Annotated in this window: 19 protein-coding genes; 2 read left to right on the top strand and 17 right to left on the bottom strand. The window is 31.5% G+C overall.

What is annotated here, in order from left to right:
- Positions 1 to 316 precede the first annotated feature (316 nt).
- The 17 genes from KIB46_RS12740 to KIB46_RS12660 form a co-directional block, all read right to left on the bottom strand.
- On the bottom strand, positions 317 to 484 hold the full coding sequence (locus KIB46_RS12740; RefSeq protein ID WP_291672350.1) for a hypothetical protein: 168 nt from the start codon (positions 482 to 484) through the stop codon (positions 317 to 319).
- A gap of 12 nt (positions 485 to 496) precedes the next feature.
- On the bottom strand, positions 497 to 2,323 hold the full coding sequence (gene glmS, locus KIB46_RS12735) for a glutamine--fructose-6-phosphate transaminase (isomerizing) (RefSeq protein WP_291672353.1): 1,827 nt from the start codon (positions 2,321 to 2,323) through the stop codon (positions 497 to 499).
- Positions 2,324 to 2,977: 654 nt separating this feature from the next.
- Positions 2,978 to 3,250 (bottom strand): GIY-YIG nuclease family protein, encoded by a 273-nt coding sequence (locus KIB46_RS12730; protein WP_291672348.1) that lies wholly within the window; start codon positions 3,248 to 3,250, stop codon positions 2,978 to 2,980.
- Positions 3,251 to 3,340: 90 nt separating this feature from the next.
- Positions 3,341 to 5,185 (bottom strand): ABC transporter ATP-binding protein, encoded by a 1,845-nt coding sequence (locus KIB46_RS12725; protein WP_156563068.1) that lies wholly within the window; start codon positions 5,183 to 5,185, stop codon positions 3,341 to 3,343.
- 16 nt (positions 5,186 to 5,201) lie between these two features.
- Positions 5,202 to 7,424 (bottom strand): ABC transporter ATP-binding protein, encoded by a 2,223-nt coding sequence (locus KIB46_RS12720; protein ID WP_291672346.1) that lies wholly within the window; start codon positions 7,422 to 7,424, stop codon positions 5,202 to 5,204.
- 20 nt (positions 7,425 to 7,444) lie between these two features.
- Complete coding sequence (locus KIB46_RS12715; RefSeq protein ID WP_156563061.1) at positions 7,445 to 7,924, bottom strand: MarR family transcriptional regulator; 480 nt, start codon at positions 7,922 to 7,924, stop codon at positions 7,445 to 7,447.
- Positions 7,925 to 8,262: 338 nt separating this feature from the next.
- Positions 8,263 to 9,264 carry a ketol-acid reductoisomerase gene (gene ilvC, locus KIB46_RS12710; RefSeq protein ID WP_291672344.1) on the bottom strand — a complete coding sequence of 334 codons (1,002 nt, stop codon included), beginning with the start codon at positions 9,262 to 9,264 and terminating at the stop codon, positions 8,263 to 8,265.
- 19 nt (positions 9,265 to 9,283) lie between these two features.
- Entirely contained in the window at positions 9,284 to 10,957 is a 1,674-nt protein-coding gene (gene ilvB, locus KIB46_RS12705) for a biosynthetic-type acetolactate synthase large subunit (protein WP_291672342.1), read from the bottom strand.
- 26 nt (positions 10,958 to 10,983) lie between these two features.
- On the bottom strand, positions 10,984 to 12,642 hold the full coding sequence (gene ilvD, locus KIB46_RS12700; RefSeq protein ID WP_291672340.1) for a dihydroxy-acid dehydratase: 1,659 nt from the start codon (positions 12,640 to 12,642) through the stop codon (positions 10,984 to 10,986).
- 3 nt (positions 12,643 to 12,645) lie between these two features.
- Positions 12,646 to 13,728, bottom strand: coding sequence for a 3-isopropylmalate dehydrogenase (leuB, locus tag KIB46_RS12695; protein ID WP_156563052.1), 1,083 nt, complete (start codon positions 13,726 to 13,728; stop codon positions 12,646 to 12,648).
- A gap of 15 nt (positions 13,729 to 13,743) precedes the next feature.
- Positions 13,744 to 14,235: a 3-isopropylmalate dehydratase small subunit gene (gene leuD, locus KIB46_RS12690; RefSeq protein ID WP_291672337.1), complete on the bottom strand. Its 492-nt coding sequence runs from the start codon at positions 14,233 to 14,235 to the stop codon at positions 13,744 to 13,746.
- A gap of 13 nt (positions 14,236 to 14,248) precedes the next feature.
- Positions 14,249 to 15,508: a 3-isopropylmalate dehydratase large subunit gene (leuC, locus tag KIB46_RS12685; RefSeq protein WP_156563049.1), complete on the bottom strand. Its 1,260-nt coding sequence runs from the start codon at positions 15,506 to 15,508 to the stop codon at positions 14,249 to 14,251.
- 16 nt (positions 15,509 to 15,524) lie between these two features.
- A complete protein-coding gene (gene cimA / locus KIB46_RS12680; protein ID WP_291672335.1) occupies positions 15,525 to 17,120 on the bottom strand; it encodes a citramalate synthase in 1,596 nt (531 codons plus the stop codon).
- 34 nt (positions 17,121 to 17,154) lie between these two features.
- Positions 17,155 to 17,655 (bottom strand): acetolactate synthase small subunit, encoded by a 501-nt coding sequence (gene ilvN / locus KIB46_RS12675; RefSeq protein ID WP_156563044.1) that lies wholly within the window; start codon positions 17,653 to 17,655, stop codon positions 17,155 to 17,157.
- Positions 17,656 to 18,551: 896 nt separating this feature from the next.
- The gene (gene glmM / locus KIB46_RS12670; protein ID WP_156563041.1) at positions 18,552 to 19,901 is read right to left on the bottom strand and encodes a phosphoglucosamine mutase; all 1,350 of its coding nucleotides are present in this window, start codon (positions 19,899 to 19,901) and stop codon (positions 18,552 to 18,554) included.
- An 83-nt stretch (positions 19,902 to 19,984) separates the two neighbouring features.
- Positions 19,985 to 20,290 (bottom strand): YerC/YecD family TrpR-related protein, encoded by a 306-nt coding sequence (locus KIB46_RS12665; RefSeq protein WP_027098885.1) that lies wholly within the window; start codon positions 20,288 to 20,290, stop codon positions 19,985 to 19,987.
- A gap of 88 nt (positions 20,291 to 20,378) precedes the next feature.
- Positions 20,379 to 21,209, bottom strand: coding sequence for an AIM24 family protein (locus KIB46_RS12660; RefSeq protein ID WP_156563038.1), 831 nt, complete (start codon positions 21,207 to 21,209; stop codon positions 20,379 to 20,381).
- A 256-nt stretch (positions 21,210 to 21,465) separates the two neighbouring features.
- Here KIB46_RS12660 and KIB46_RS12655 point away from each other — a divergent pair, with 256 nt between their 5' ends.
- Both KIB46_RS12655 and KIB46_RS12650 read left to right on the top strand, forming a co-directional pair.
- Positions 21,466 to 22,164: a response regulator transcription factor gene (locus tag KIB46_RS12655; protein ID WP_291672329.1), complete on the top strand. Its 699-nt coding sequence runs from the start codon at positions 21,466 to 21,468 to the stop codon at positions 22,162 to 22,164.
- Entirely contained in the window at positions 22,154 to 23,575 is a 1,422-nt protein-coding gene (locus tag KIB46_RS12650) for a HAMP domain-containing sensor histidine kinase (RefSeq protein ID WP_291672327.1), read from the top strand. The genes KIB46_RS12655 and KIB46_RS12650 overlap by 11 nt, the downstream gene beginning before the upstream one ends.
- The last annotated feature ends 185 nt before the right edge of the window (positions 23,576 to 23,760 follow it).

The raw sequence follows: 23,760 nt of genomic DNA, 5'->3' as shown, positions 1-23,760 counted from the left end.
CAAATTACATAGCAAAACTCTTCAAAAGCGTAACGGTAAGCTGCTTCACAAGCAGCAAGCTTCCTAATTAGTTTAATATAGTAATAATTTGGATAATTTAAAAGTTGTCCTTATTTTCTTATGCTCAAAAATAAATATTTTGAAAATAAGTACATATAAAGTTATGAATAAAATTTAAAATTATAAAAATAAGGCTGTATCAGCCTAAGGTAAAAAACCTTAATCTGATACAGCCCCCAAACAAATTATTTTTTTATTCACAGCTCTTTGTAAATTATCCACTGAAGTTATCAGTTATTAACAAACTAATTATGGATTAATTCATTTCTGTTTTAGACAATTTCTCTAAGTCCACAAGTATAACATTAAGCATATCTAACTTTGCTTTAGCAAAATCATTTTCTGGCAACCATTCTATTCCCATCTCTAAGCATCTTTTAGTTTCATTGTATTCACTTATTAATTTATTTAATTCTTCTCTCATAATAATATCCTCCTACTCAACTGTTACTGACTTAGCTAAATTTCTTGGCTTATCAATATCGCAACCTTTTTCCTTTGCTGTATAGTAAGCTAATAATTGCAACGCTACTACAGCCAAAACTGGAGCTACTATATCTGATATTTTTGGAATCCTAATTTCATAATCAAATACTGATTTATCAAGTTCTTCTCCACGATATCCTAACCCAATTATATTAGCACCTCTTGCTTTTACTTCAACCATGTTACTTACCATCTTGTCCTTAAGATCACCTTGAGTAAATAATCCTATTACTTTTGTACCTGGCTCAATTAAAGCTATTGTTCCATGCTTTAATTCTCCCCCTGCATAAGCTTCACTATGAATATAAGATATCTCTTTTAGTTTTAGAGAACCTTCTAAAGCTAATGCATAATCCATACCTCTTCCTAAGAAGAATAAATCTTCTTCCTTAGCTAACAATCTAGCTATATCTTCTATATTCTCTTTTTCTTCTAAAAGTTTTTCAATTCTATCTGGTAATATTAATAAAGCCCTTACAATCTCTTTTTCCTTTGTTTCTTCTAAAGTTCCTTTTATCTTTCCAAAGTATAAAGCTAATAAATGCATAACTACAACTTGTGTTGTATATGCCTTAGTAGATGCAACTGCTATTTCTGGCCCTGCCATAGTATAAATCACATCATTTGCTTCTCTCGAAATTGTACTTCCTACTACATTTGTTATTGCTAAAGTCCTTGCCCCTATCCTATTACAGTCTCTTAATGCAGCTAATGTATCTGCAGTTTCTCCAGACTGACTTACTATAATCACTAAAGATTTCTCTGTTACAAGTGGATTTCTATATCTAAATTCAGATGCTATATCTACTTCAACAGGAATCTTTGCCATTCTTTCAATTAATGTTTTTCCCATTAATCCTGCATGATAAGCAGTACCACAGGCTACTATAAACACCCTATCTACATTATCCAAATCCTGCTTAGATAATTTAAAGTCATCAAAAAAGACACCATTCTCCATTGATACTCTAGAAGATATAGTGTCCTTAATAGCTTTTGGTTGTTCATGAATTTCTTTTAACATGAATGAATCATATCCACCCTTTTCAGCAGCATCCTCACTCCATGTTACTTTATAAATGTTCTTATCTATTCTATCTCCATTTGCACTTAAAATAGAAACTCCGTTTCTATCCATAACTACAAATTCATTATCATCTAAAAGATATACATCTCTTGTATACTTAATTACTGCTGGAATATCTGAAGCAATAAAATTTTCTCCATTTCCTAATCCTACAATTAGTGGACTATCTTTTCTTACTGCTATTAGCTTGTCTTGTTCATCTCCACAAACTACTCCTAAAGCATAACTTCCTTCTAGCTTCTTAGTAGCTTTTACAACAGCCTCAAAAAGATTCCCTTCATAATAATAGTGAATTAAATTTGGAACAACCTCAGTATCAGTTTCAGAAAAGAATTCATATCCTTCTGATATTAACCACTTTCTAAGTTCAAGGTAATTTTCAATAATTCCATTATGAACTACTGCTATATCTCCTTTTGAACTTTTATGTGGATGAGAGTTTCTATCTGATGGCTCTCCATGAGTAGCCCATCTAGTATGACCGATTCCTATAGTGCCTTCAGAACTTTTAATTTCTAAAGCTTCTTCTAGATTTGAAAGTCTTCCCTTCTGCTTAACAAGAGATATACTTGTTCCATCTAAAACTGCAATACCTGCTGAATCATACCCTCTATACTCAAGTTTTGATAATCCATCTATTAAGAAAGATTTTGCTCCTTTATTTCCTACATATCCAACTATTCCGCACATATTTTTTCTTCCTTCCTTTTGTATCCTATATTTAATTGTCATCTTCTGTTAAGGCTTCTCCTAGCAAAATCATAAAAGGGTATAATAATCCTAGGACTCAAAAGCCATAACCTTGAAGGCTTTAACACCAAACTGGATTTGTGCTATGAATTGCTCCATAGTTTTGCCAGTTGTTTACGGTAGTGCGATACCGTGGGGCACCCGCCGAAAAGTTTCGATACTCCCCAACCTCGTCAACTATATAAAATATAGTTCTGGCGCTTTTATTTATTTTTAATTGTTTTATTATCTATAAAAATCACTTCCCTTCATTTCTATTTTATACCCTATTGAAATTTTATCATATTTATAAAGTTTGTCTATAGTAATATTGTATATTTTTTCACTTTTTTTGCTACAACTTTTTCTCTTCACCCCTAAAAACAATAGATGTCTAGACATCTATTCTGCTATATAACTAGCTTTATATATAACAACCTGTATGTAAAACATATATTTCCTCCAATTAATACTTGAATATTTATTCACTTAGTCAGCATTAATATACAGTAAATTATAGTTTTTCTAGACACCTCTTTCCAAAGAACAAAAAAGCCACTTCTTTAATAAGAAGCGACTATAATGATACTATTACTCTTAATATGATTCTTTTTATTATATAGAGTCACAAGAACTTTTTAATTCTTTTCTATTTAAAATTAATTCTTCTTTTTGCTTTCTAGTTAATTGTTTTATTGCATATTCCCTCTTCATAGCCATAGTTTTATCTTCAAATTCCTCATAATAAACTAATTCCAATGGACCTCTCCCCTTAGTATACTTAGCACCCTTTCCATTACAGTGATCTTTAAATCTTTTTTCCAAATTATTAGTCCAACCTGTATATAAAGAATCATCGCCACATTTTAATATATAAACATAATTCATAAACTCACCCTATCTAAAACTTATAACTCAAGTATAAGAGAAAATAAGAAAAATATAAAGAACCCGTTTATTAACGAGTTCTTTAAATTTCTATATTGCTGTTCCCTCTTCTTTTTCAAATTGTGAATTATATAATTTAGAATAGAATCCACCCTTAGCTAATAGCTCTTCATGATTTCCTTGTTCAACTATATCACCTTGATCCATAACTAAGATTAAATCTGCATCACGAATTGTTGATAATCTATGAGCTATAATGAAGCTAGTTCTACCTTCCATTAAGTTATCCATAGCTTTTTGAATTAATACTTCTGTTCTTGTGTCTACTGAACTTGTAGCTTCATCAAGTATTAATATTTTAGGATCTGCAAGTATAGCCCTAGCAATTGTTAGTAATTGCTTTTGTCCTTGAGAAACATTACTTGCTTCCTCATTAAGCTCCATGTTGTATCCATCAGGTAATGTCTTAACAAAGTGATGTACATGAGCTGCTTTTGCTGCTTGAATTACTTCTTCATCTGTAGCACCTAATCTACCATATCTAATGTTTTCTTTAATACTTCCATTAAATAACCAAGTATCTTGAAGTACCATACCAAACATTTCTCTTAATTCACTTCTATTAAAATCTTTTATATTATGGCCATCTATCAAAATCTCACCACTATTTACATCATAGAATCTCATAAGAAGTTTAACCATAGTAGTTTTTCCAGCACCAGTTGGTCCAACAATTGCAACCTTTTGACCTGGTTTTACATGAGCTGTAAAATCATTAATAATTGTCTTATTTGGATTATATCCAAAATGAACATTATTAAAGTCTACTCTACCCTCTAAACCTTCTATATGAACTGGATTTTCAACTATTTGATCCTCCTCTTCCTCATCTAAGAATTCAAATACTCTTTCAGCAGCAGCTGCTGTAGATTGTAGAAGATTGGTAACTTGAGCTACTTGTGTTATAGGTTGGGTAAAGTTTCTTATATACATAATAAATGATTGTATATCCCCAACTTCAATAGTTTTCTTAATAGTTAAGAAGCCACCAAGTATAGCAACTGCAACATATCCTAGGTTACCAATAAACATCATCATAGGTTGCATAATTCCTGATAAGAATTGTGACTTCCAAGCTGAACCATATAATTGATTATTCAACTCATCAAATTCTTTTATAGCCTTTTCTTCACCATTAAAAGCCTTAACTATAGTATGACCACCATATAATTCTTCAACTTGACCATTAACATTTCCAAGATACTTTTGTTGATCTTTAAAGTATTTTTGTGACTTTTTAACTATACCCATTATTAGTCCCATTGATAATGGTAACATTAGTAAAGCAACAAGCGTCATTTGCCAACTTATTGATAACATCATTATTAATGCACCAATTATCATTGTTACAGAAGTAATAAGCTGATTCATACTTTGATTCAAACTTTGACCTAGAGTATCTATATCATTTGTAAATCTTGATAAAACCTCCCCATGAGTCTTTGTATCAAAGTACTTCATTGGCATTCTATTTATCTTTTCTGATAAATCTTTTCTAAGGTTATAACATATTTTTTGTGTTATTCCACTCATTATTATTCCTTGAATAAATGAGAATATAGCACTAATAACATATAATCCTAGTAGGAATAAAAGTATTTGACCTACTCTATCAAAATTTATTCCTCCACCTTCTACTCCAGTTACCTTTTCCATCAATCCATTAAATATTTCTGTTGTTGCTTCACCCGAAATCTTAGGTCCAACTATTGAGAAAGCAGCACTTCCAAATGCGAAAATCACTATACAAATTAAAGCAACTTTAAAATCTGCAATATATTTTAAAAGCTTTTTCATTGTTCCCTTAAAGTCTTTTGCTTTTTCTCCTCCACGCATTCCTGCCATAGGCCCGTGTCCACCAAATCCTCTTTTCATTCCACCATTTTTATTATTACTCATTCTCTAGCTCCTCCTTTGAAAGTTGTGATAAAGCTATTTGCTTATAAACTTCACAGTTCTTTAGAAGCTCATTATGAGTTCCTTTTCCAACTACTTTTCCTTCATCTAAAACAATAATTTGATCTGCATGTAAAATAGTGCTAACTCTTTGCGCAACTATTAATACTGTACTATCACTTGTTTCTTGCTTAAGTGCCTTACGTAATGCTGAATCCGTCTTAAAATCTAAAGCAGAGAAACTATCATCAAATATATAAATTTCGGGATTTTTAGCTATTGCTCTTGCAATAGAAAGTCTTTGTTTTTGTCCACCTGATACATTTGTACCACCTTGAGAAATTTCAGTTTCAAATCTTTCAGGTTTTGAAGAAATAAAATCTATTGCCTGTGCTATCTCAGCAGCCCTTACTATTTCTACATCAGTAGCTTCTTCTCTACCATATCTTAAATTTGAATCTATTGTTCCAGAAAATAATATTCCCTTTTGAGGAACATATCCTATCTTCTGCCTTAAATCATGTTGAGATGCATTTCTAACATCTACACCATTAACCTTAATGCTACCTTCTGTAACATCATAAAAACGTGGTATCAAATTAATTAGTGTTGACTTACCACTACCTGTACTACCAATAAATGCTGTTGTTTCACCTGGTTTAGCAACGAATGATATATTACTCAATACATCTTCTTCAGCATTTGGATATCTAAATGATACATTATTAAATTCAACATATCCCTTTTTATCTGCCTTAAAACTTTCTGTTTGTTCTTTATCTTTTATTACTAAATCTGTAGATATTACCTCATCAACACGTTGTACACAAACAGCTGCTCTTGGAAGCATTATTGATATTGCAGATATCATTAAGAATGACATTATTATTTGCATTGTATATTGAATAAATGCCATCATATCTCCAACTTGCATTGCTCCTGAATCTACTCCATGTGCACCATTCCACGTTATAAGAACGCTAATACCATTCATAACAAGCATCATAGCTGGCATCATACAAGCCATTACTCTATTTACAAATATATTTGTCTTAGTTAAGTCTAAGTTTGCTTTATCAAATCTCTTTTCTTCATATTTTTGAGTACTAAATGCACGTATAACAGGTATACCAGTTAATATTTCACGTGTTACTAAGTTAACTCTATCCACTAATTTTTGGACAACCTTAAACTTAGGCATTACAACAATAAATAAGATCATTACTAATGAAAGTATTGCTAATACCGCTACTGCTATAATCCAAGTCATTGATGTATTAGTCTTAGTTACCTTTATTATTCCTCCTATTGCTATAATAGGTGAGTAAATAACTACTCTTAACATCATTACCATTAGCATTTGTACTTGTTGAATATCATTTGTACTACGAGTAATTAATGATGCTGTAGAAAACTTATCCATTTCTGTATTAGAAAATGACATTACCTTCTTAAATACTTTACTTCTTAAATTTTTACCTAATGTAGCTGCTACCCTAGCTCCTAAGAATCCAACAACTATAGTTGCTATTGCACTTAATAATGCAATACCTAACATCTTAGCTCCAGCTAAAAACATATAGTTTGTTTGAAGCTTATCTGTGTCAATTCCTAAGCTCTTATACTCTCCTTTTACATAAGAAATAGCACTTTGTGTTATTATGCTATCTGGCATTGCACTAAACATTTCATCAATAGTTTTTCTCATTTCTGACAAGTTTTCTTTTGGCATTAATGAGAACACTTCAAACACATCACCATTCTGAATCATTTGAGGTGGTAAATTAGCTAACATCTCCTCTTTTATTTTTTTAGTTTGTTCACTATCATTTTCAAAACCTTCTACTACTAGCATAGGCTTACCAAAAATACTACTTAACTCTTCTATGATTATTTTATCTTTTGTATTAAGTTCATATATAGGCTCATCTACTGTTAAATCCTTATCTGAAAGAGAGGCCTTATCTAAATAATTATAATTGCTTAACACTATATCCTTATCACTTTCATTCATAAAAAGCATAAGCTTATCCATTTCAGTAGCTCTTATTACATCTGGAACAGGATTTTCAATTCCTCCTTGTTGTATACCAACATTAACTACCTTAGAAGTATAATCTGGTAAGGATAAATCACATATTGCTTGCCCTATTAAGAATAGAACTATAACTAAAATTGGTACAATTGATTTCTTTAAATACTTTAAAAGCTTTAGCATATCCTTTCTCCTCTCTCTGTCTACTTATGATGACTACAAAAACTTATATTTTTATCTTTTCCGCAAGCTTCCTCTAAATTTTCTTTTAATTGCATCATTAATCTGCGAAGTAGTAGCTTCTCTTCAACTGTAAAATTTCTAAAAGCCTCTTCTTCTATCTGATCATGTATAGTTTTTAATTTTTCACAAATTTCTTTTCCTGCATCTGTAATGAAAATTCTTGAAATCCTTTGATCTTTCTCATCTTGTCCTCTTTTTATTAAGCCGGTCTTCTCCATTCTCTTAATCATTACAGCCATTGTAGATGCCTTAACATTAAGATTTTCTGATAATTCTCTTTGACTTTGACCATTCTTCTTATTTAAAGAAAATAATAAGGGTGGTTGTCCCGGATACAAACCAGTTTCTTCAAGTAATGAATGAGTTCTTATAAAGTGAAGCCGCATAACTTGAGAAAAAACATATCTCAAAGATTCTTCATCATCTATATTTTTGTTCATATTAGCCCTCCTTTAATTAGTCGACTAACTATTATAATAATGTATAATATTTTATAGTTCAATATTTTGTGAGCTATTTAATAATTTCTTCACAAAATAATTATTAGTCATCTAAGTTTTGTAAACAATATCATCTATTATATTACGTGATTATTAACAAAAAACACAAGTATTTATATTATTAACTTTTTCGTTAAATATTAAAAGACTATATCAAAAAATTGATATAGTCCTAGAAAAATTGTTAATATAAATAATCCCACTAATATCCTGGGGAGAGTTGCTGTTACACAATTCATTGGGGTATTAGTGGGATTTTAGCGTTTTTTAAATAGTTATTAATCCAGCTTTTTATTAATCCAAGTCATCATTTCTCTTAATTCAGATCCAACCTTTTCTATTGGATGTTCTGCTTCCATTCTTCTCTTAGCATTGAAGTTTGGTCTTCCAACTTGGTTTTCCATTAGCCAGTTTCTTGCGAAAGTTCCATCTTGAATTTCAGTAAGAACCTTCTTCATTTCTTTCTTAGTATCTTCAGTGATTATTCTATCACCTATCATGTAATCACCATATTCAGCAGTATCAGATATAGAATATCTCATTGTTGCCATACCACCTTGATACATTAAATCTACTATTAATTTCATTTCATGCATACATTCAAAATATGCGTTTTCTGGAGCATATCCAGCTTCTACTAGAGTTTCAAATCCAGCTTTGATTAAGGCTGTTACACCTCCACAAAGAACTGCTTGTTCACCAAATAAATCTGTTTCAGTTTCATCTTTAAATGTAGTTTCAAGTACTCCTGATCTAGCACCACCAATTGCATTTGAATATGCCAAAGCTATATCCTTAGCATTTCCACTTGGATCTTGATGTACAGCTACTAAACATGGTACTCCTGATCCTTCTGTATATGTTCTTCTAACCATATGTCCTGGTCCCTTTGGAGCAACCATAAATACATCAACATCCTTAGGTGCAACTATTTGACCAAAGTTTATATTAAATCCATGAGCAAATGCTAAAGCATTTCCTGCTTCTAAATATGGAGCAATTTGTTCTTTATATATAGCAGCTTGTTTTTCGTCTGGGATAAGCATCATTACTATATCAGCAGCCTTAACAGCTTCTGGTACTGTAGCAACTTGTAATCCATCATTTTCAGCTACCTTCCAAGACTTACTTCCTTCATATAAACCAACTACAACATCTATTCCACTATCATGTAGGTTTAATGCATGAGCATGTCCTTGGCTACCATAACCAATTATTGCAACCTTCTTTCCTTTTAAATAATCTAGATTTGTGTCTTTTTCATAATACATTTTCACCATTTTCTATTCCTCCTAATATTTATTGAATATCTTCTTCACTTATTATTTGATTAATTGGTGCACCTGGTGCAACCATAGGAAATACCTTTTTATCATTATCTATTACGTAATCTATAACTACAGGTCCCTTTGAATTTAAGGCCTTTTGTAAAACTCCCTCCAGCTCATCCTTTTCAGTAACCCTATATCCTTCTGCACCAAAAGCTTCTGCTAACTTAACTAAATCTGTTTTTCTATCTAATGTAGTATTTGAATATCTTCCATCAAAGAACAATGTTTGCCACTGTCTTACCATACCTAAAACATTATTATTCATAATTACTACAACTATTGGTAAGTTATTTTTAACTGCTGTTGCTAACTCATTACAATTCATCATGAAGCTACCATCACCAGCAATATTAATAACTTTACAATCTGGTTTACCAAGTTGTGCACCAATTGAAGCACCTAACCCAAATCCCATAGTTCCAAGACCTCCAGAAGTTATTAACCTTCTAGGATCATTAAATTTAAAATATTGAGCTGTCCACATTTGATGTTGTCCTACTTCTGTAGATATAATTAAATTACCTTGATTTAATTTATTTAACACTTCGAAAAAATACTCTGGAGTTAACTCTTCCCCTTCTTCCTCCTTATAGGCATTTAATGTTTTTAAATAGTCAACATGCTCTATCCACTCTTTATTCTTCTTTTCGTTTATATGTGGTAAAATTCTTTGAAGCACTAACTTCAAGTCACCGACTACTGATAAATCAACCTTTATATTTTTATTTATTTCAGCTGGGTCTACATCTATATGAAGAATTTTTGCATTGCTTAAATTTTCCGGGTTAGATATTACTCTATCAGAGAATCTTGCTCCTAGCGCAATAAATAAGTCACACTTTGTAGCGCTTATATTTGAAGCTTTTGTTCCATGCATTCCTATCATTCCAGTTAATAATGGATGTCCCTTAGGAACAACTCCAATACCCATTAAAGAATTACATATAGGCGAGTTAATCTTTTCTGCTAGTTCAACAACCTCTTCACTAGCGTCTGAAGTAATAGCTCCTCCCCCTACATATATAAATGGCTTCTTAGAATTATTAATTAATTCAATAGCTTCATTAACGTTATCTTCATAAACTAATTTTTCTTTTCTTGCTACTTCTAATGGTTCTAACTTTTTGTATTCTACTTTTTCTACTTGAATATTCTTTGGAATATCAATTAAAACAGGTCCGGGCCTTCCCTCTTTAGCTATATAAAATGCTTTCTTTATAACCTCTTGAAGATCATTTATATCCTTAACTATATAATTGTGTTTAGTAATAGGCATTGTTATTCCTGTTATATCCACCTCTTGAAAACTATCTTTACCTAATAAACTCATAGGAACATTCCCAGTTATCGCTACCATAGGGATAGAATCCATATAAGCTGTGGCTATACCTGTTACCAAGTTTGTTGCACCTGGTCCAGAGGTTGCAATACATACTCCCACCTTTCCAGTAGCTCTTGCATATCCATCTGCAGCATGAGCAGCCCCCTGCTCATGACAAGTTAAAATATGACGTATTTTATCTTGGTACTTATATAACGAATCATACAGATTAATAACTTGTCCACCTGGATAACCAAATACAATATCTACCCCCTCATCTATAAGTGATTGAACAACTATATCTGACCCTGTTAAAATCATCCCGCCCCCTCCTTACCATAATTTTTTTATTTAAATACAGCTCCAGTACTTGCAGAACTTACTAATTTAGCATATCTTGCTAAATATCCTTCAGTAACCTTTGGTTCTACTGGCTTTAATCTTTTTCTTCTTCCTTCTAATTCCTCATCAGAAACCTCTAGTTCTAGTTTTCCTGCATTTATATCAATTGATATAATATCCCCTTCTTCAATTAAAGCTATTACCCCACCTTCAGCTGCTTCAGGTGATACATGTCCTATTGAAGCTCCTTTAGTTGCTCCACTAAATCTACCATCTGTTATTAAAGCAACTTCCTTATCTAGTCCCATTCCAGCAATTGCTGATGTTGGTGATAGCATTTCTCTCATACCTGGGCCACCCTTTGGTCCTTCGTATCTAATAACAATAACATCGCCAGCTTTTATTTGTTTTCCCATAATAGCTTCTATTGCCTCTTCTTCTGAGTCATACACTCTTGCTGGTCCTTTATGTTTTAACATCTCTTTTTCAACTGCTGATCTTTTTACAACTGCTCCATCTTTAGCAAGGTTTCCTCTTAAAATAGCAATACCACCTGTTTCACTATATGGTTCTTCTATTGGCCTAACAATTGAATAATCTTTAACCTTCTTACCTTCTATATTTTCACCTTGAGTTTTACCTGTAGCAGTAATGCAATCTAAATAGATAAGATTTTTCTTAGATAATTCATTTAAAACTGCTCCAATTCCCCCTGCATAATAAAGATCTATAATATGTGTTTGTGATGCTGGTGCAAGGTGACAAAGATTAGGTGTTCTACTAGAAACCTCATTTATAATATTAAGATTTATTGGTAATTTTGCTTCATTTGCTATAGCAGTTAAATGCAATACAGAGTTTGACGAACAACCAAGTGCCATATCGCAAGCTAACGCATTTTCAATAGCTTTTTCAGTTACTATATCTCTTGGTTTTATATCTTTTTCTAAAAGATTCATTACTGCCATACCAGCTTGCTTTGCTAATCTAATTCTTTCTGAATAAACAGCAGGTATTGTACCATTTCCAGGTAAAGCCAATCCTAATACTTCTGCCAAGCAATTCATTGAATTTGCTGTGAACATTCCTGAACAGGAACCGCAAGTTGGACATGCATTATCTTCTAGCTCCTTTAAATCTCCTTCAAGCATTGTTCCATTTTCATATGCTCCTACAGCTTCAAATACAGTTGTTAAAGAAACATCTGTATCTTTAAACTTTCCTGGTAGCATTGGACCGCCACTAACAATTACAGCTGGAATATTTAATCTTAACGCTGCCATCATCATACCTGGAACAATCTTATCACAATTAGGTATTAACACTAATGCATCGAATCCATGTGCTTTAACCATACACTCAATTGTGTCTGCAATAAGTTCCCTAGTTACTAAAGAATACTTCATTCCTTCATGTCCCATAGCAATTCCATCGCAAACTCCTATCGTTGGAAATACTAGTGGAGTTCCCCCTGACATAAGTACTCCTTTTTTTACACCTTCAACAATTTGATCTAAATGCACATGCCCTGGAATAATATCATTTTGTGAGGTTACTACTCCTATTAGAGGTCTCTCTAATTCTTCTTCAGTAAGACCTGCCGCTTTGAATAGTGACCTGTGCGGAGCCCTTTGAGGACCTTTTTTTACAACGTCACTTCTCATATTTTACATCCCCTTTTCTATCTCACTTAAAACTAACTTTGTCATTTCTTCAGTACCAACAAGCTTCATACCTTCACTCATTATGTCCCCTGTTCTATATCCTGATTCTAAAACTCTTAAAACAGCTTTATCTATTAATGCAGCCTCATCGTCTAGTTTAAATGTGTGCTTAAGCATCATACTTCCTGAAAGTATTGTGGCAAGAGGATTTGCAATTCCTTTACCTGCAATATCAGGTGCACTTCCATGTATAGGTTCATACATTCCAAAACTATTTTCTCCTAATGATGCTGATGGAAGCATACCAATAGATCCTGTTACCATACTTGCTTCATCTGATAATATATCTCCAAACATATTTGAAGTAACTATTACATCAAATTGTTTTGGATCTCTTACCATTTGCATTGCTGCATTATCAATATATAAGTGATTTAATTCTACTTCTGGATAATCCTTAGCTACATCTTCCACAATTCTTCTCCATAACCTTGAACTTTCAAGTATATTTGCTTTATCTACTGAAGTTACCTTCTTCTTTCTCTTCATTGCTGAGTCAAAAGCAATTTTAGCAATTCTTCTAACTTCTTCTTCGTTATATCTTTCAGTATCATATGCTGCAGGAATTCCATCTACAGTAGTTTGGCCTCTATCTCCAAAGTAAATTCCACCAGTTAATTCTCTTACCACAAGTACATCTATCCCATCACCAATTATGCTTTCCCTTAATGGTGATGCATCTTTAAGTGGTGCATATAATAATGCTGGTCTTAGGTTACAATAAAGTCCAAGGCCTCCTCTTAAACCTAATAAAGCTTGTTCAGGTCTTACTTTAGCAGTTGGATCATCCCACTTTGGACCTCCTACTGCCCCAAGTAATACAGCATCACTTTTCTTACATGCATCTATTGTTTCTTCGGGTAAGGGATTGCCTGTTTTATCTATTGCACATCCCCCTGCCACTAAATATTCATAATCAAATCTATGACCAAACTTTTCTCCGACTGCATTTAAAACTTTAACAGTTGATTCTACAACCTCTGGTCCAATACCATCTCCAGGTATAACTGCTATATGATATTTCATTTTTCTTCCCCCAATTTACTTATTTTTATTTCTTATATATCCAATTAATCCGTCATTATCTATTATATTTTGCATAAACTCTGGGAATGGTTCTCCCTTATATTCCTCATTCTTAGTTAGGTTTTTAATTACTCCTGTAGAGAAGTCAACTTCTAGCTTATCTCCATTATCTATTGCCATAACAGCCTCATCACATTCCAAAATAGGTAATCCTATATTAATGGCATTTCTGTAGAATATTCTTGCAAAAGTTGAAGCAATTACACAGCTAACCCCAGCTGCCTTTATAGCTATAGGAGCGTGTTCTCTTGAAGACCCACAACCAAAATTTTTATTTGCAACAATAAAGTCTCCCTCTTCAACCTTATTAACAAAGTCTTTATCTATATCTTCCATACAGTGTGCAGCAAGTTCTTTATGCACTGAAGTATTTAAATATCTTGCTGGAATTATTACATCTGTATCTACATTATCGCCATACTTAAAAACTTTTCCTGTTACTTTCATTTCAAACTCCCCCTTATACTAACTCTGGATCTGTAATTTTTCCTGTTAATGCAGATGCAGCTGCCACAGCTGGACTTGCTAGGTAAACTTCTGATTCTACATGACCCATCCTTCCTACAAAGTTTCTATTAGTTGTTGAAACAGCTCTTTCGCCAGCTGCTAGGATTCCCATATGACCACCTAAGCATGGACCACATGTTGGAGTTGAAACTACAGCTCCTGCTTCTACTAAATCTTTTATAATTCCTTCTTCCAATGCTTGAAGATATATTTTTTGAGTTCCTGGGAACACTATACATCTTATTCCCTTCTTAACTTTCTTACCTTTCATTATGTCTCTTGCTACTCTTAAATCTGACATTCTACCATTTGTACAAGACCCTATAACTACTTGATCTATATCTACATCTCCTACATTATCTATAGTTCTTGTGTTATCTGGTAAGTGTGGGAAGGAAACTGTTGGTCTTAAAGTACCTAAATCAATTTCATAAACCTCATCATATTCTGCATCACTATCAGCTTCATACTTCTTCCATTCTCTTGAAGCATGTTCATTTAAATATTCCTCTGTTTTTTCATCTACAGGGAAAATTCCATTTTTTCCACCTGCTTCAATAGCCATATTAGCCATTGTAAATCTATCATCCATAGAAAGATATTTTAATCCATCTCCTACAAATTCCATGGATTTATATAAAGCACCATCTACACCTATCATTCCAATGATATGTAAGATAATATCTTTCCCACTTACCCATTTAGCTGGTTTATTCTTCAACACAAATTTAATTGCTGATGGAACCTTAAACCAACATTGTCCTGTAGCCATTCCAGCTGCCATATCTGTAGAGCCAATTCCTGTTGAAAATGCTCCTAAAGCACCATAAGTACAAGTATGGGAATCTGCCCCAATTACCACATCTCCTGCTACAGCTAGTCCCTTTTCAGGAATTAAACAATGCTCTATTCCCATTTCACCAACTTCAAAAAAGTTTTCAATTTCTTTTTCTTTAGCAAACTCTCTTATATATTTAACTTGTTCTGCAGCCTTTATATCCTTATTTGGAGTAAAGTGGTCTGGAACAATAGCTATTTGACTTTTACTAAATACATTATCCACACCAAATTTCTTAAATTCTGTTACTGCAACCGGTGTTGTAATATCATTACCTAATACCAAATCAAGTTTTGCTTCAATCAATTGTCCTGCCTTTACATTATCTAATCCTGCATGTGCAGCTAATATTTTTTGTGTCATTGTCATTCCCATTTGTAAATCATCCCCCTTAAAAATATGCTTTTGCTTTTCTTTCAATATCTTTTATAAGCTTATATTCAATAGAATCCACCAAGGCTATCCAACTTGCTTGAATTACATCCCTTGATACCCCAACTGTACTCCAATTTTCTATCCCATCAGTAGACTCTATTAATACTCTTACTTTTGCACCTGTAGCACTTTCAGAGTCTAAAACCCTTACTTTATAGTCAACAAGCCTTACATCTTGTAATTGTGGATAGAATACATCTAATGCTTTTCTTAAAGCTTTGTCTAATGCATTTACAGGTCCATCACCTATAGCTGCATTCATTTCTTCTTTCCCATCAACTGTTATATTTATCATTACAGAAGAACTAAATTCTTTATCCCAAGAAGGTTGTTCTGAAAAAACCTTAAAGTAATTTAACTTAAAGAACGGTTTATATTTCCCTATAATTTTCCTCATTACCAGCTCTACAGTACCTTCAGCACCTTCAAATTGATATCCATCATATTCTAATTCCTTCAATTTATTTGTAATCTTCTTAACTTCTTCACTATCCTTAGATATATTAGGAAAAATTTTTTGAACTTCTGAATATACAGTACTTTTACCACTAACTTCAGATATCAAAAATCTTCTCTTATTTCCTACTAACTCTGGTTTAATATGTTCATAAGACTTAGGTGTCTTACAAACAGCATCTATATGCATTCCTCCCTTATGAGCAAAGGCTGATCCTCCTACATAAGGTGCTTCATCTTGTAATGTTATATTCGAAATTTCAGCTATGAATCTAGCAACGGTTGTTAGTTTAGAAAGGTTATTATCACCAATCACGTTATAACCCATTTTCAACTTTAATGTTGGGATGATTGTACTTAGATTTGCATTACCACATCTTTCACCTATACCAATGAAAGTTCCTTGAATTTGATTAGCCCCAACTTGTGCTGCCACGATTGAATTAGCTACTGCCATCCCCATATCATCGTGACAATGTATACCTACGTTGCCCCCTATTATATTTACTATTTCTTCAGTAATATTTTTTATTTCATCTGGTAAAGTACCTCCATTTGTATCACATAAAACTACTGATTTTGCCCCCGATTCAGCAGCTATATTTACTGTTGAAATTGCATACTCTTTATTTTGCTTATATCCGTCAAAAAAATGTTCTGCATCAAATATTACTTCTTTATTTTTACTTACCAGATATTTAATTGTGTCCCCAATCATGTTTAAATTCTCATCTAGAGATGTTTTTAATATTTCTTTCACTTGGAAGCCCCATGATTTGCCGAATACTGTAACAACTGGGGTTTCAGCTAATAATAAATTTTTTATATTATTATCTTCACAGGCTTCAGTGTTAGGTCTCCTAGTGGAACCAAAAGCTACTATTTTGGAGTTTTTAAGCATTTCTCCATTTAATCTCTTAAAAAACTCCATATCTTTAGGATTAGATCCTGGATTTCCAGCTTCAATATAGGTAACCCCTAAATCATCTAGTACCCTAACTATTTTTAACTTATCCTCTAGAGAGAAAGATATTCCTTGTCCCTGAGCCCCATCTCTTAAAGTGGAATCAAATATATCAATCTTTCTCTGCCCCATATATAATGCCCCCTTATTCATTTTTTATTGCTAATTAATGACTTCTTATGGTTTTATCTCCTCTTTCAAGAGCTGTTACCCCTGTTCTTACCAACTCTTGTACTCCATACTCTTCCATAAGTTTTATTAATGCCGATATCTTACTCTCGTCACCTGTTAATTCTATAGTTAGAGTATCTACTGACACATCAATAATCTTACTTCTAAAAATAGTAACTATTTCATTAATTGCTGCTCTCTTTTCAGCATCCGCCTTAACCTTAATTAAAACAAGTTCTCTATACACAGAATTTCCGTTTTTTAAATCAATTACCTTAATTACATCCTCAAGTTTATCTAGCTGTTTTTTTACTTGTTCTAAAGTATCATTGTCCCCAACTATCGCAATAGTCATCCTTGAGATTTTTTCATCTTCTGTTCTTCCTACAGTTAAGCTATCTATGTTATAGCCCCTTCTCGAAAATAATCCAGAAACTCTACTTAAAACTCCAGATGAGTTTTTTACCAAAACAGATAACACATGCCTTTGTTCCATATAGCCCCCTCCTTATTAAAATATATCCCCAATAATACTAAATAAAAGGTATAAAAATACCCACCCTTAATGATATAAACCATAAGAGGTGGGATAAAAATCCGCCTGAAATATAATATCACTAGGTTCCAACAAACCCTTGCATATAACGGATGCACACCGGATATCGCTTACTCATTCTAAAAGAACTTTCTGGATTCTGCTCTGGAGTGATAATTATTTAAAATAAAGTATCGATTCACACCTACCATCGACTCTCTGAAACTTTCTAATCTAAATAAACGTCTCCTTCATTGCAATTAAAACTAATTTCAATAAATGTTTTGTTTATAAAATTTTACTATTGTACCCATGTATTGTCAATAACTCAAATGTACTTTTGTAAATTTATTATTGAAATCCTATTCTTATTTTATCTTTTAAGATTTCTTTAGATATTATTAATTGTTTTTTAACAATTCATCAATTAATCACACACTTATTTGTCTTATAATCAAATATATATACATTTTTTATTATAATATTATCACATCAAGCATTTTATTACCACTTAGATAATTTTTTCTAAACCTTCTAAATTAACTATGTGATCATATCTTTTAACTACTTTACATTTCTAAATAAAAAATGTGGGTGGATATTTATTTTGCTTGTTCCGTCACAAGCTCAAAGTCACATCAAAACAAATATCCACCCCACGCGTAATAAATGTAAGGAAATTATAAAATTACTATCCTTTATTTTACATTTTCTAATATAAAAATGTAATAATACCTTTGATTTATAGCTAATTGAAATTTTATATTTTCCTAGACAGTAAAAAACCATACTTCCTTTGAATCACGAAGTATGGCTTTATAATAAGCAGTCTTTTGAACTTTATACTTATTTAGTTTTTATTTGTTGCTCTTTTCTTCAATCATATTAGCTAAATTATGTGCTAACTCATCAATTTCAGTTTGATTTTCTCCCTCTAACATTACCCTTACTAGAGGTTCTGTTCCTGAAGGTCTTATTAAAACTCTTCCTTTTCCATGCAACAACTCTTCTATTCTGTTTATTTCGTCTTGTATTTCTTTATCTTCTAAATAAATATTCTTCTTATTATTAGGTACAGTTGCATTAGCTAACACTTGAGGAAGTTCTTTCATTATTGAGCAAAGTTCACTTAATCTCTTTCCTTCCTTCTTAACTATTGATGCTATTTGAAGAGCTGTAACTAGGCCATCTCCAGTTGTATTGTAATCTAAGAATATAATATGTCCAGATTGTTCTCCACCTAAGACATACTTTCCTTTAATCATTTCCTCTAATACATATCTGTCTCCAACCTTAGTTTTTAATGTATTCATTCCTAATTCATTACATGCAATATCTAATCCTAAATTGCTCATTACTGTAACCACTAAAGTATTGTCTTTCAATCTATTAATTTCCTTTAAGTGTTTTCCACATATAGCAAGAATGAAATCTCCATTTATTAAATTTCCTTTTTCATCTACTGCTAAGCATCTATCTGCATCTCCATCAAATGCAAATCCTATATCACATCCCTTTTTAACTACATATTCCATTAGTTCTTCTGGATGTGTAGAGCCACATTTTTCATTAATGTTTGTACCATCAGGATTATCATTTATTACATATACATCTGCACCTAATTCCCTAAATGCTCTAACTGATGACATGTATGATGCTCCATTTGCACAGTCTAAAGCAACCTTTAAACCATTTAAATTAAAAGGTATAGTATTTTTTGCAAATTCTATATAATCATCTAATGCTCCAACTTCGTTTATTTCTCTTCCTAATTGTGTTCCCACTGGACTTGGAACACCTTCAAAATCACTTTCAATAACTCTTTGAATTTCATCTTCTAATTCATCAGATAACTTATATCCCTTATCATCAAAAAACTTTATTCCATTATATTCAACAGGATTATGTGATGCTGAAATCATTACCCCTGCGTCTGCTCCATATTCTCTGGTTAAATGTGCTACTGCCGGTGTTGGTACTACGCCTAAAACAACTGCTTCTGCTCCTACTGACAGTATTCCTGCAACTAAAGCTGCTTCTAACATATCTCCTGATATTCTTGTATCTTTACCTACTAATATCTTTGGTTTATGCGCACCCTCAGTTAAAACATACGCACCAGCTCTTCCTAAATTATAAGCTAATCTTGCATCCAATTCAGTATTTGCAATACCTCTCACTCCGTCTGTTCCAAACATTCTACTCATAATTTACCTCTTTTCATTAATAGTACTTTAATTTCTTAAGTTTCTATAATTTAGTATAATCATTGTCCTCAATATTGGCAACACTATTCCTCATCTTTTCTTATTCTTTCAAGTAATAGACTATAGCCATCGCTACCATAATTTAAGCATCTATTTACTCTACTTATAGTAGCAGTACTTGCTCCTGTTATTTCAACTATCTCTGTATATGTCTTTTTTTCATTTAATAGCTTAGCCACATGCATTCTTTGTGCTAAGGATTTTACTTCATTTATGGTTGCAACATCTTCAAAAAAATTATAACACTCTTCTAAATTTTCAAGTTTGAGTATAGCTTCAAAAAACAAATCCATCTCTTTACTTTTTATCTTTGAGTTTATTTCACTCATTTTATTCACTCCTTAGAATAATATACTAGTTAATTATACTCTAAGCTTTCTCAATTCACAACTTCATACAGTTAAAGCAGAGTTTATTTTACACCTCTGTATTTCTACTCCCCCCTGGATTAGATAGAGAGTTTAATCCATCTAACCTTAAGTCTTGATAAATATTCATTGTTGGTAATAACCATACCTCTCCTGTTCCACTATATACGTTCAATAACCCTTCCCCATTAGTAACGCTTCCTATTAAAGAGGATGACTTTTCTACAGTAAATTTAACATTACTAGTTCTTAATACAGCAAAGTTACCATCTACCTTTAGGGTATCATTAAATAATTTGCATTTAAAAATCTCCGACTCAGGTACAGGAATCTCTAATACAACTATTCCACTTCCAGAAATACTTGTTTGATAGATACCTTCATTTCCAAATAACATTGAGGAAACACTTTTTTGCATGGCTGCTCCAACTTCAACATCGTCTTCACAAGCATAAAACAATCCATCATCAACTATTATTTCTTCATCCTCCAATTCTATTAAAGCAAAATGTCCAAATGAAGGTTCTAGAAATATTTCACCTGTTCCTTCATAGGTTGGTTTAAACATTGTTTCACCTGTCAACTTACTATTTAAAAATTTCTTTCCTAAACCAACCATTCCACCAGTTTTAGTTTTTACTTCTATTTCACCTTTCATATAGCTTAATGCTCCTGATTCAAGTTTTACTGAACTATCCTCAAGAATAATTCTAACTTGTCTTAGCTTTATTCCACTGTCATTCATTATTTGTAATCCAAGAGCTGTTCCAACATCTGTTGCTCCTTCTAAACAATCAAATTCTAAAACCTGAAACTTCGAATCATTTGTCATCTCTGATAGCATAGTTAATTTATTTTGAATGTTCATAGACGTTCTCATAAACTCACCTCAATATTTTTTTATTTTAATTTTATCACAATTTTATTTATCTCACCAAAATTATTCAACACCGCATTTTTACTATAACTTCTTAAGTTCTTAAGTTCTTACGTTAGTCTATTATACTTATTACTTTACCAATCTTACTTTTACTAATTTATCCATATATTCAACCTTAAAGCAAATCCATTTTACTTTTTAATCCATAAATATTATCATTTAACTAATAAGGTATATTAAGGAGGTATAAAGAATTATGCAAAAAAAAATATTAGTTATAGAAGATGAAATATCCATTAATGATATCCTTACATCTGCTCTTAGAGCAGAAGGATATTCAGTACGAAGCGCATTTACTGGCAATGAAGCAAGAAATATTTTTAAACTCTTTCAACCAGATATTACTTTACTTGATATTAATTTACCTGATGAAAGTGGATTTGATTTATGTAAGTATATTTCTCAAGAATATTTTATACCTATAATCATATTAACTGCGCGCACAGATATTTTTGATAAAGTATTAGGGCTAGAGCTTGGAGCAGATGATTACATAACCAAACCATTCCACATTAAAGAAGTCGTTACTAGAATAAAAATTGCTCTAAGAAGAATTGAAAAATATAATATAGAAAAAGAGCCTATACTAATTTCTTTAAACGAAAATATAAAGATAAATTATTCAAGTAGAACAGTATATAAAGACAATGCTATTATTAAACTTAAACCTAAAGAATATGACTTGTTAGAATTTTTATCTAAAAATAAAAATCAAGTTTTTTCAAGGACTGTACTTTTAAATCAGGTTTGGGGCCTAGATTATGAGGGTGATGAAAGAACAGTAGATGTTCATGTAAGAAGACTTAGAGGCAAACTCGATAACGTCAATAATAAATCGATTATTGATACAGTTTTCTCAATTGGATATGTTATGAGGTATTATAATGAAAATTAAAACAAAAATAACATTTGGATTTGGATCAATTCTTTTAATATGTGGAATCATCCTAAATATATCTATTAGCTCTGTTCTTAACGAAAAGATGGAAACCACTGTTAAAGAATCTCTTACTCAATTAATGAGTAGTACATCTGAGTCAATTAAATATAGAATTTCACTAAAGTCTACTGAAAATAATGTCTCTAATTTTATAAATGAATCATCCTATTTAGTAAAATATATTTCTTTAAATTATGACTGTACATTACAAATAAGAAGTAACGATGGAAATATAATTGCAGATAATACTGAAAACTTATTTGCATCACAACATACAGATTTATATTACAATTCAAAGAATGGTAGTGCAGAAGTTTATATTCTTTATAAAGAAAATACTCTTTATGGCTTGCTATCTTATCCTATTTATATTGATGGAACTAAATTGGGTACTCTTAATATTTGTAAAGAATACAACGATTTATACTCTAGTAATAACACTACTAGAAACTTAATTACAATTATTGAGTGTATAGTATTTTTATCCATATTTTTAATTGCTTATTTTATAGTTTCAAAAATAATTAATCCTATTGTACTACTTACCAAAGGTGTAAAACGCATAGAAAATGGTGATTATAATTTTGATATTACAGTTAGAGGTAATGATGAAGTCGGAATACTTTCTAAGGAATTTATAATAATGAAGGACCAAATTCAAGCTCAAATAGATACAATTAATAAAGAAAAAGAAAAAGTTGATATTTTAGAAAAGCATAGAAAGGAATTTTTTGATAATGTTACGCATGAACTTAAAACCCCTTTAACAGCCATTACTGGTTATGCTGAAATACTTAAAGATAACATGATTGAAGATATCAATTTTAGGGATAGAGCTATAGAGAGAATATATCTAGAAAGTCAACGTATTACTGAAATGGTATTAGATTTAATAAATATTTCTAAGGGGAATTCTCATATTACAGAGGCATTTATTATATGTAATATAAAAAAACTTTTATCAGATACCACTAAAGATATGCAAATAAAAGCTAATAAATATAATATTAAAATTGAGACAGATTTATTTGATTGTAACTTGTTGGTTCAAAAAAACCGTATCGAACAACTATTTATCAATCTACTGGATAATGCTATAAAATATTCTACTGATAATATTATAAAAATATCTTCTTATATTTTAGATAATAATTATACTATAGAAATTACAAATCACTCCACTCCTATACCACAAAATGTTTATGACAATATTTTTAATCCATTTGTAAAAACTACTACTTCATACGATGAAAGTAGTAGTGGATTAGGACTATATATATCTAAAGAGATTGTTACGGATCATAACGGAACACTTACTATAATTAACGGGGATATTATTACTGTTAAAGCATCCTTTCCTTTATAGCACTATAATAGTGTTAATAAGTTGGTAACATTTATACCATATATAGAAATTACTTTCCAATATTATATAACTATAATCTAATAAAGGAGTGATATTAATGATTAGATATTTCAATAAAAAAATTATGTTATCATTTGTTTTTTTATTATCTTTATCATTATTGGGATGTAATACAAAAGATAAAT

This window comes from Clostridium sp. (assembly GCF_018372875.1).
In the GTDB taxonomy this organism is placed as follows: Bacteria; Bacillota; Clostridia; order Clostridiales; family Clostridiaceae; genus Clostridium.
This window is presented reverse-complemented; position numbering and strand designations above follow the sequence as displayed.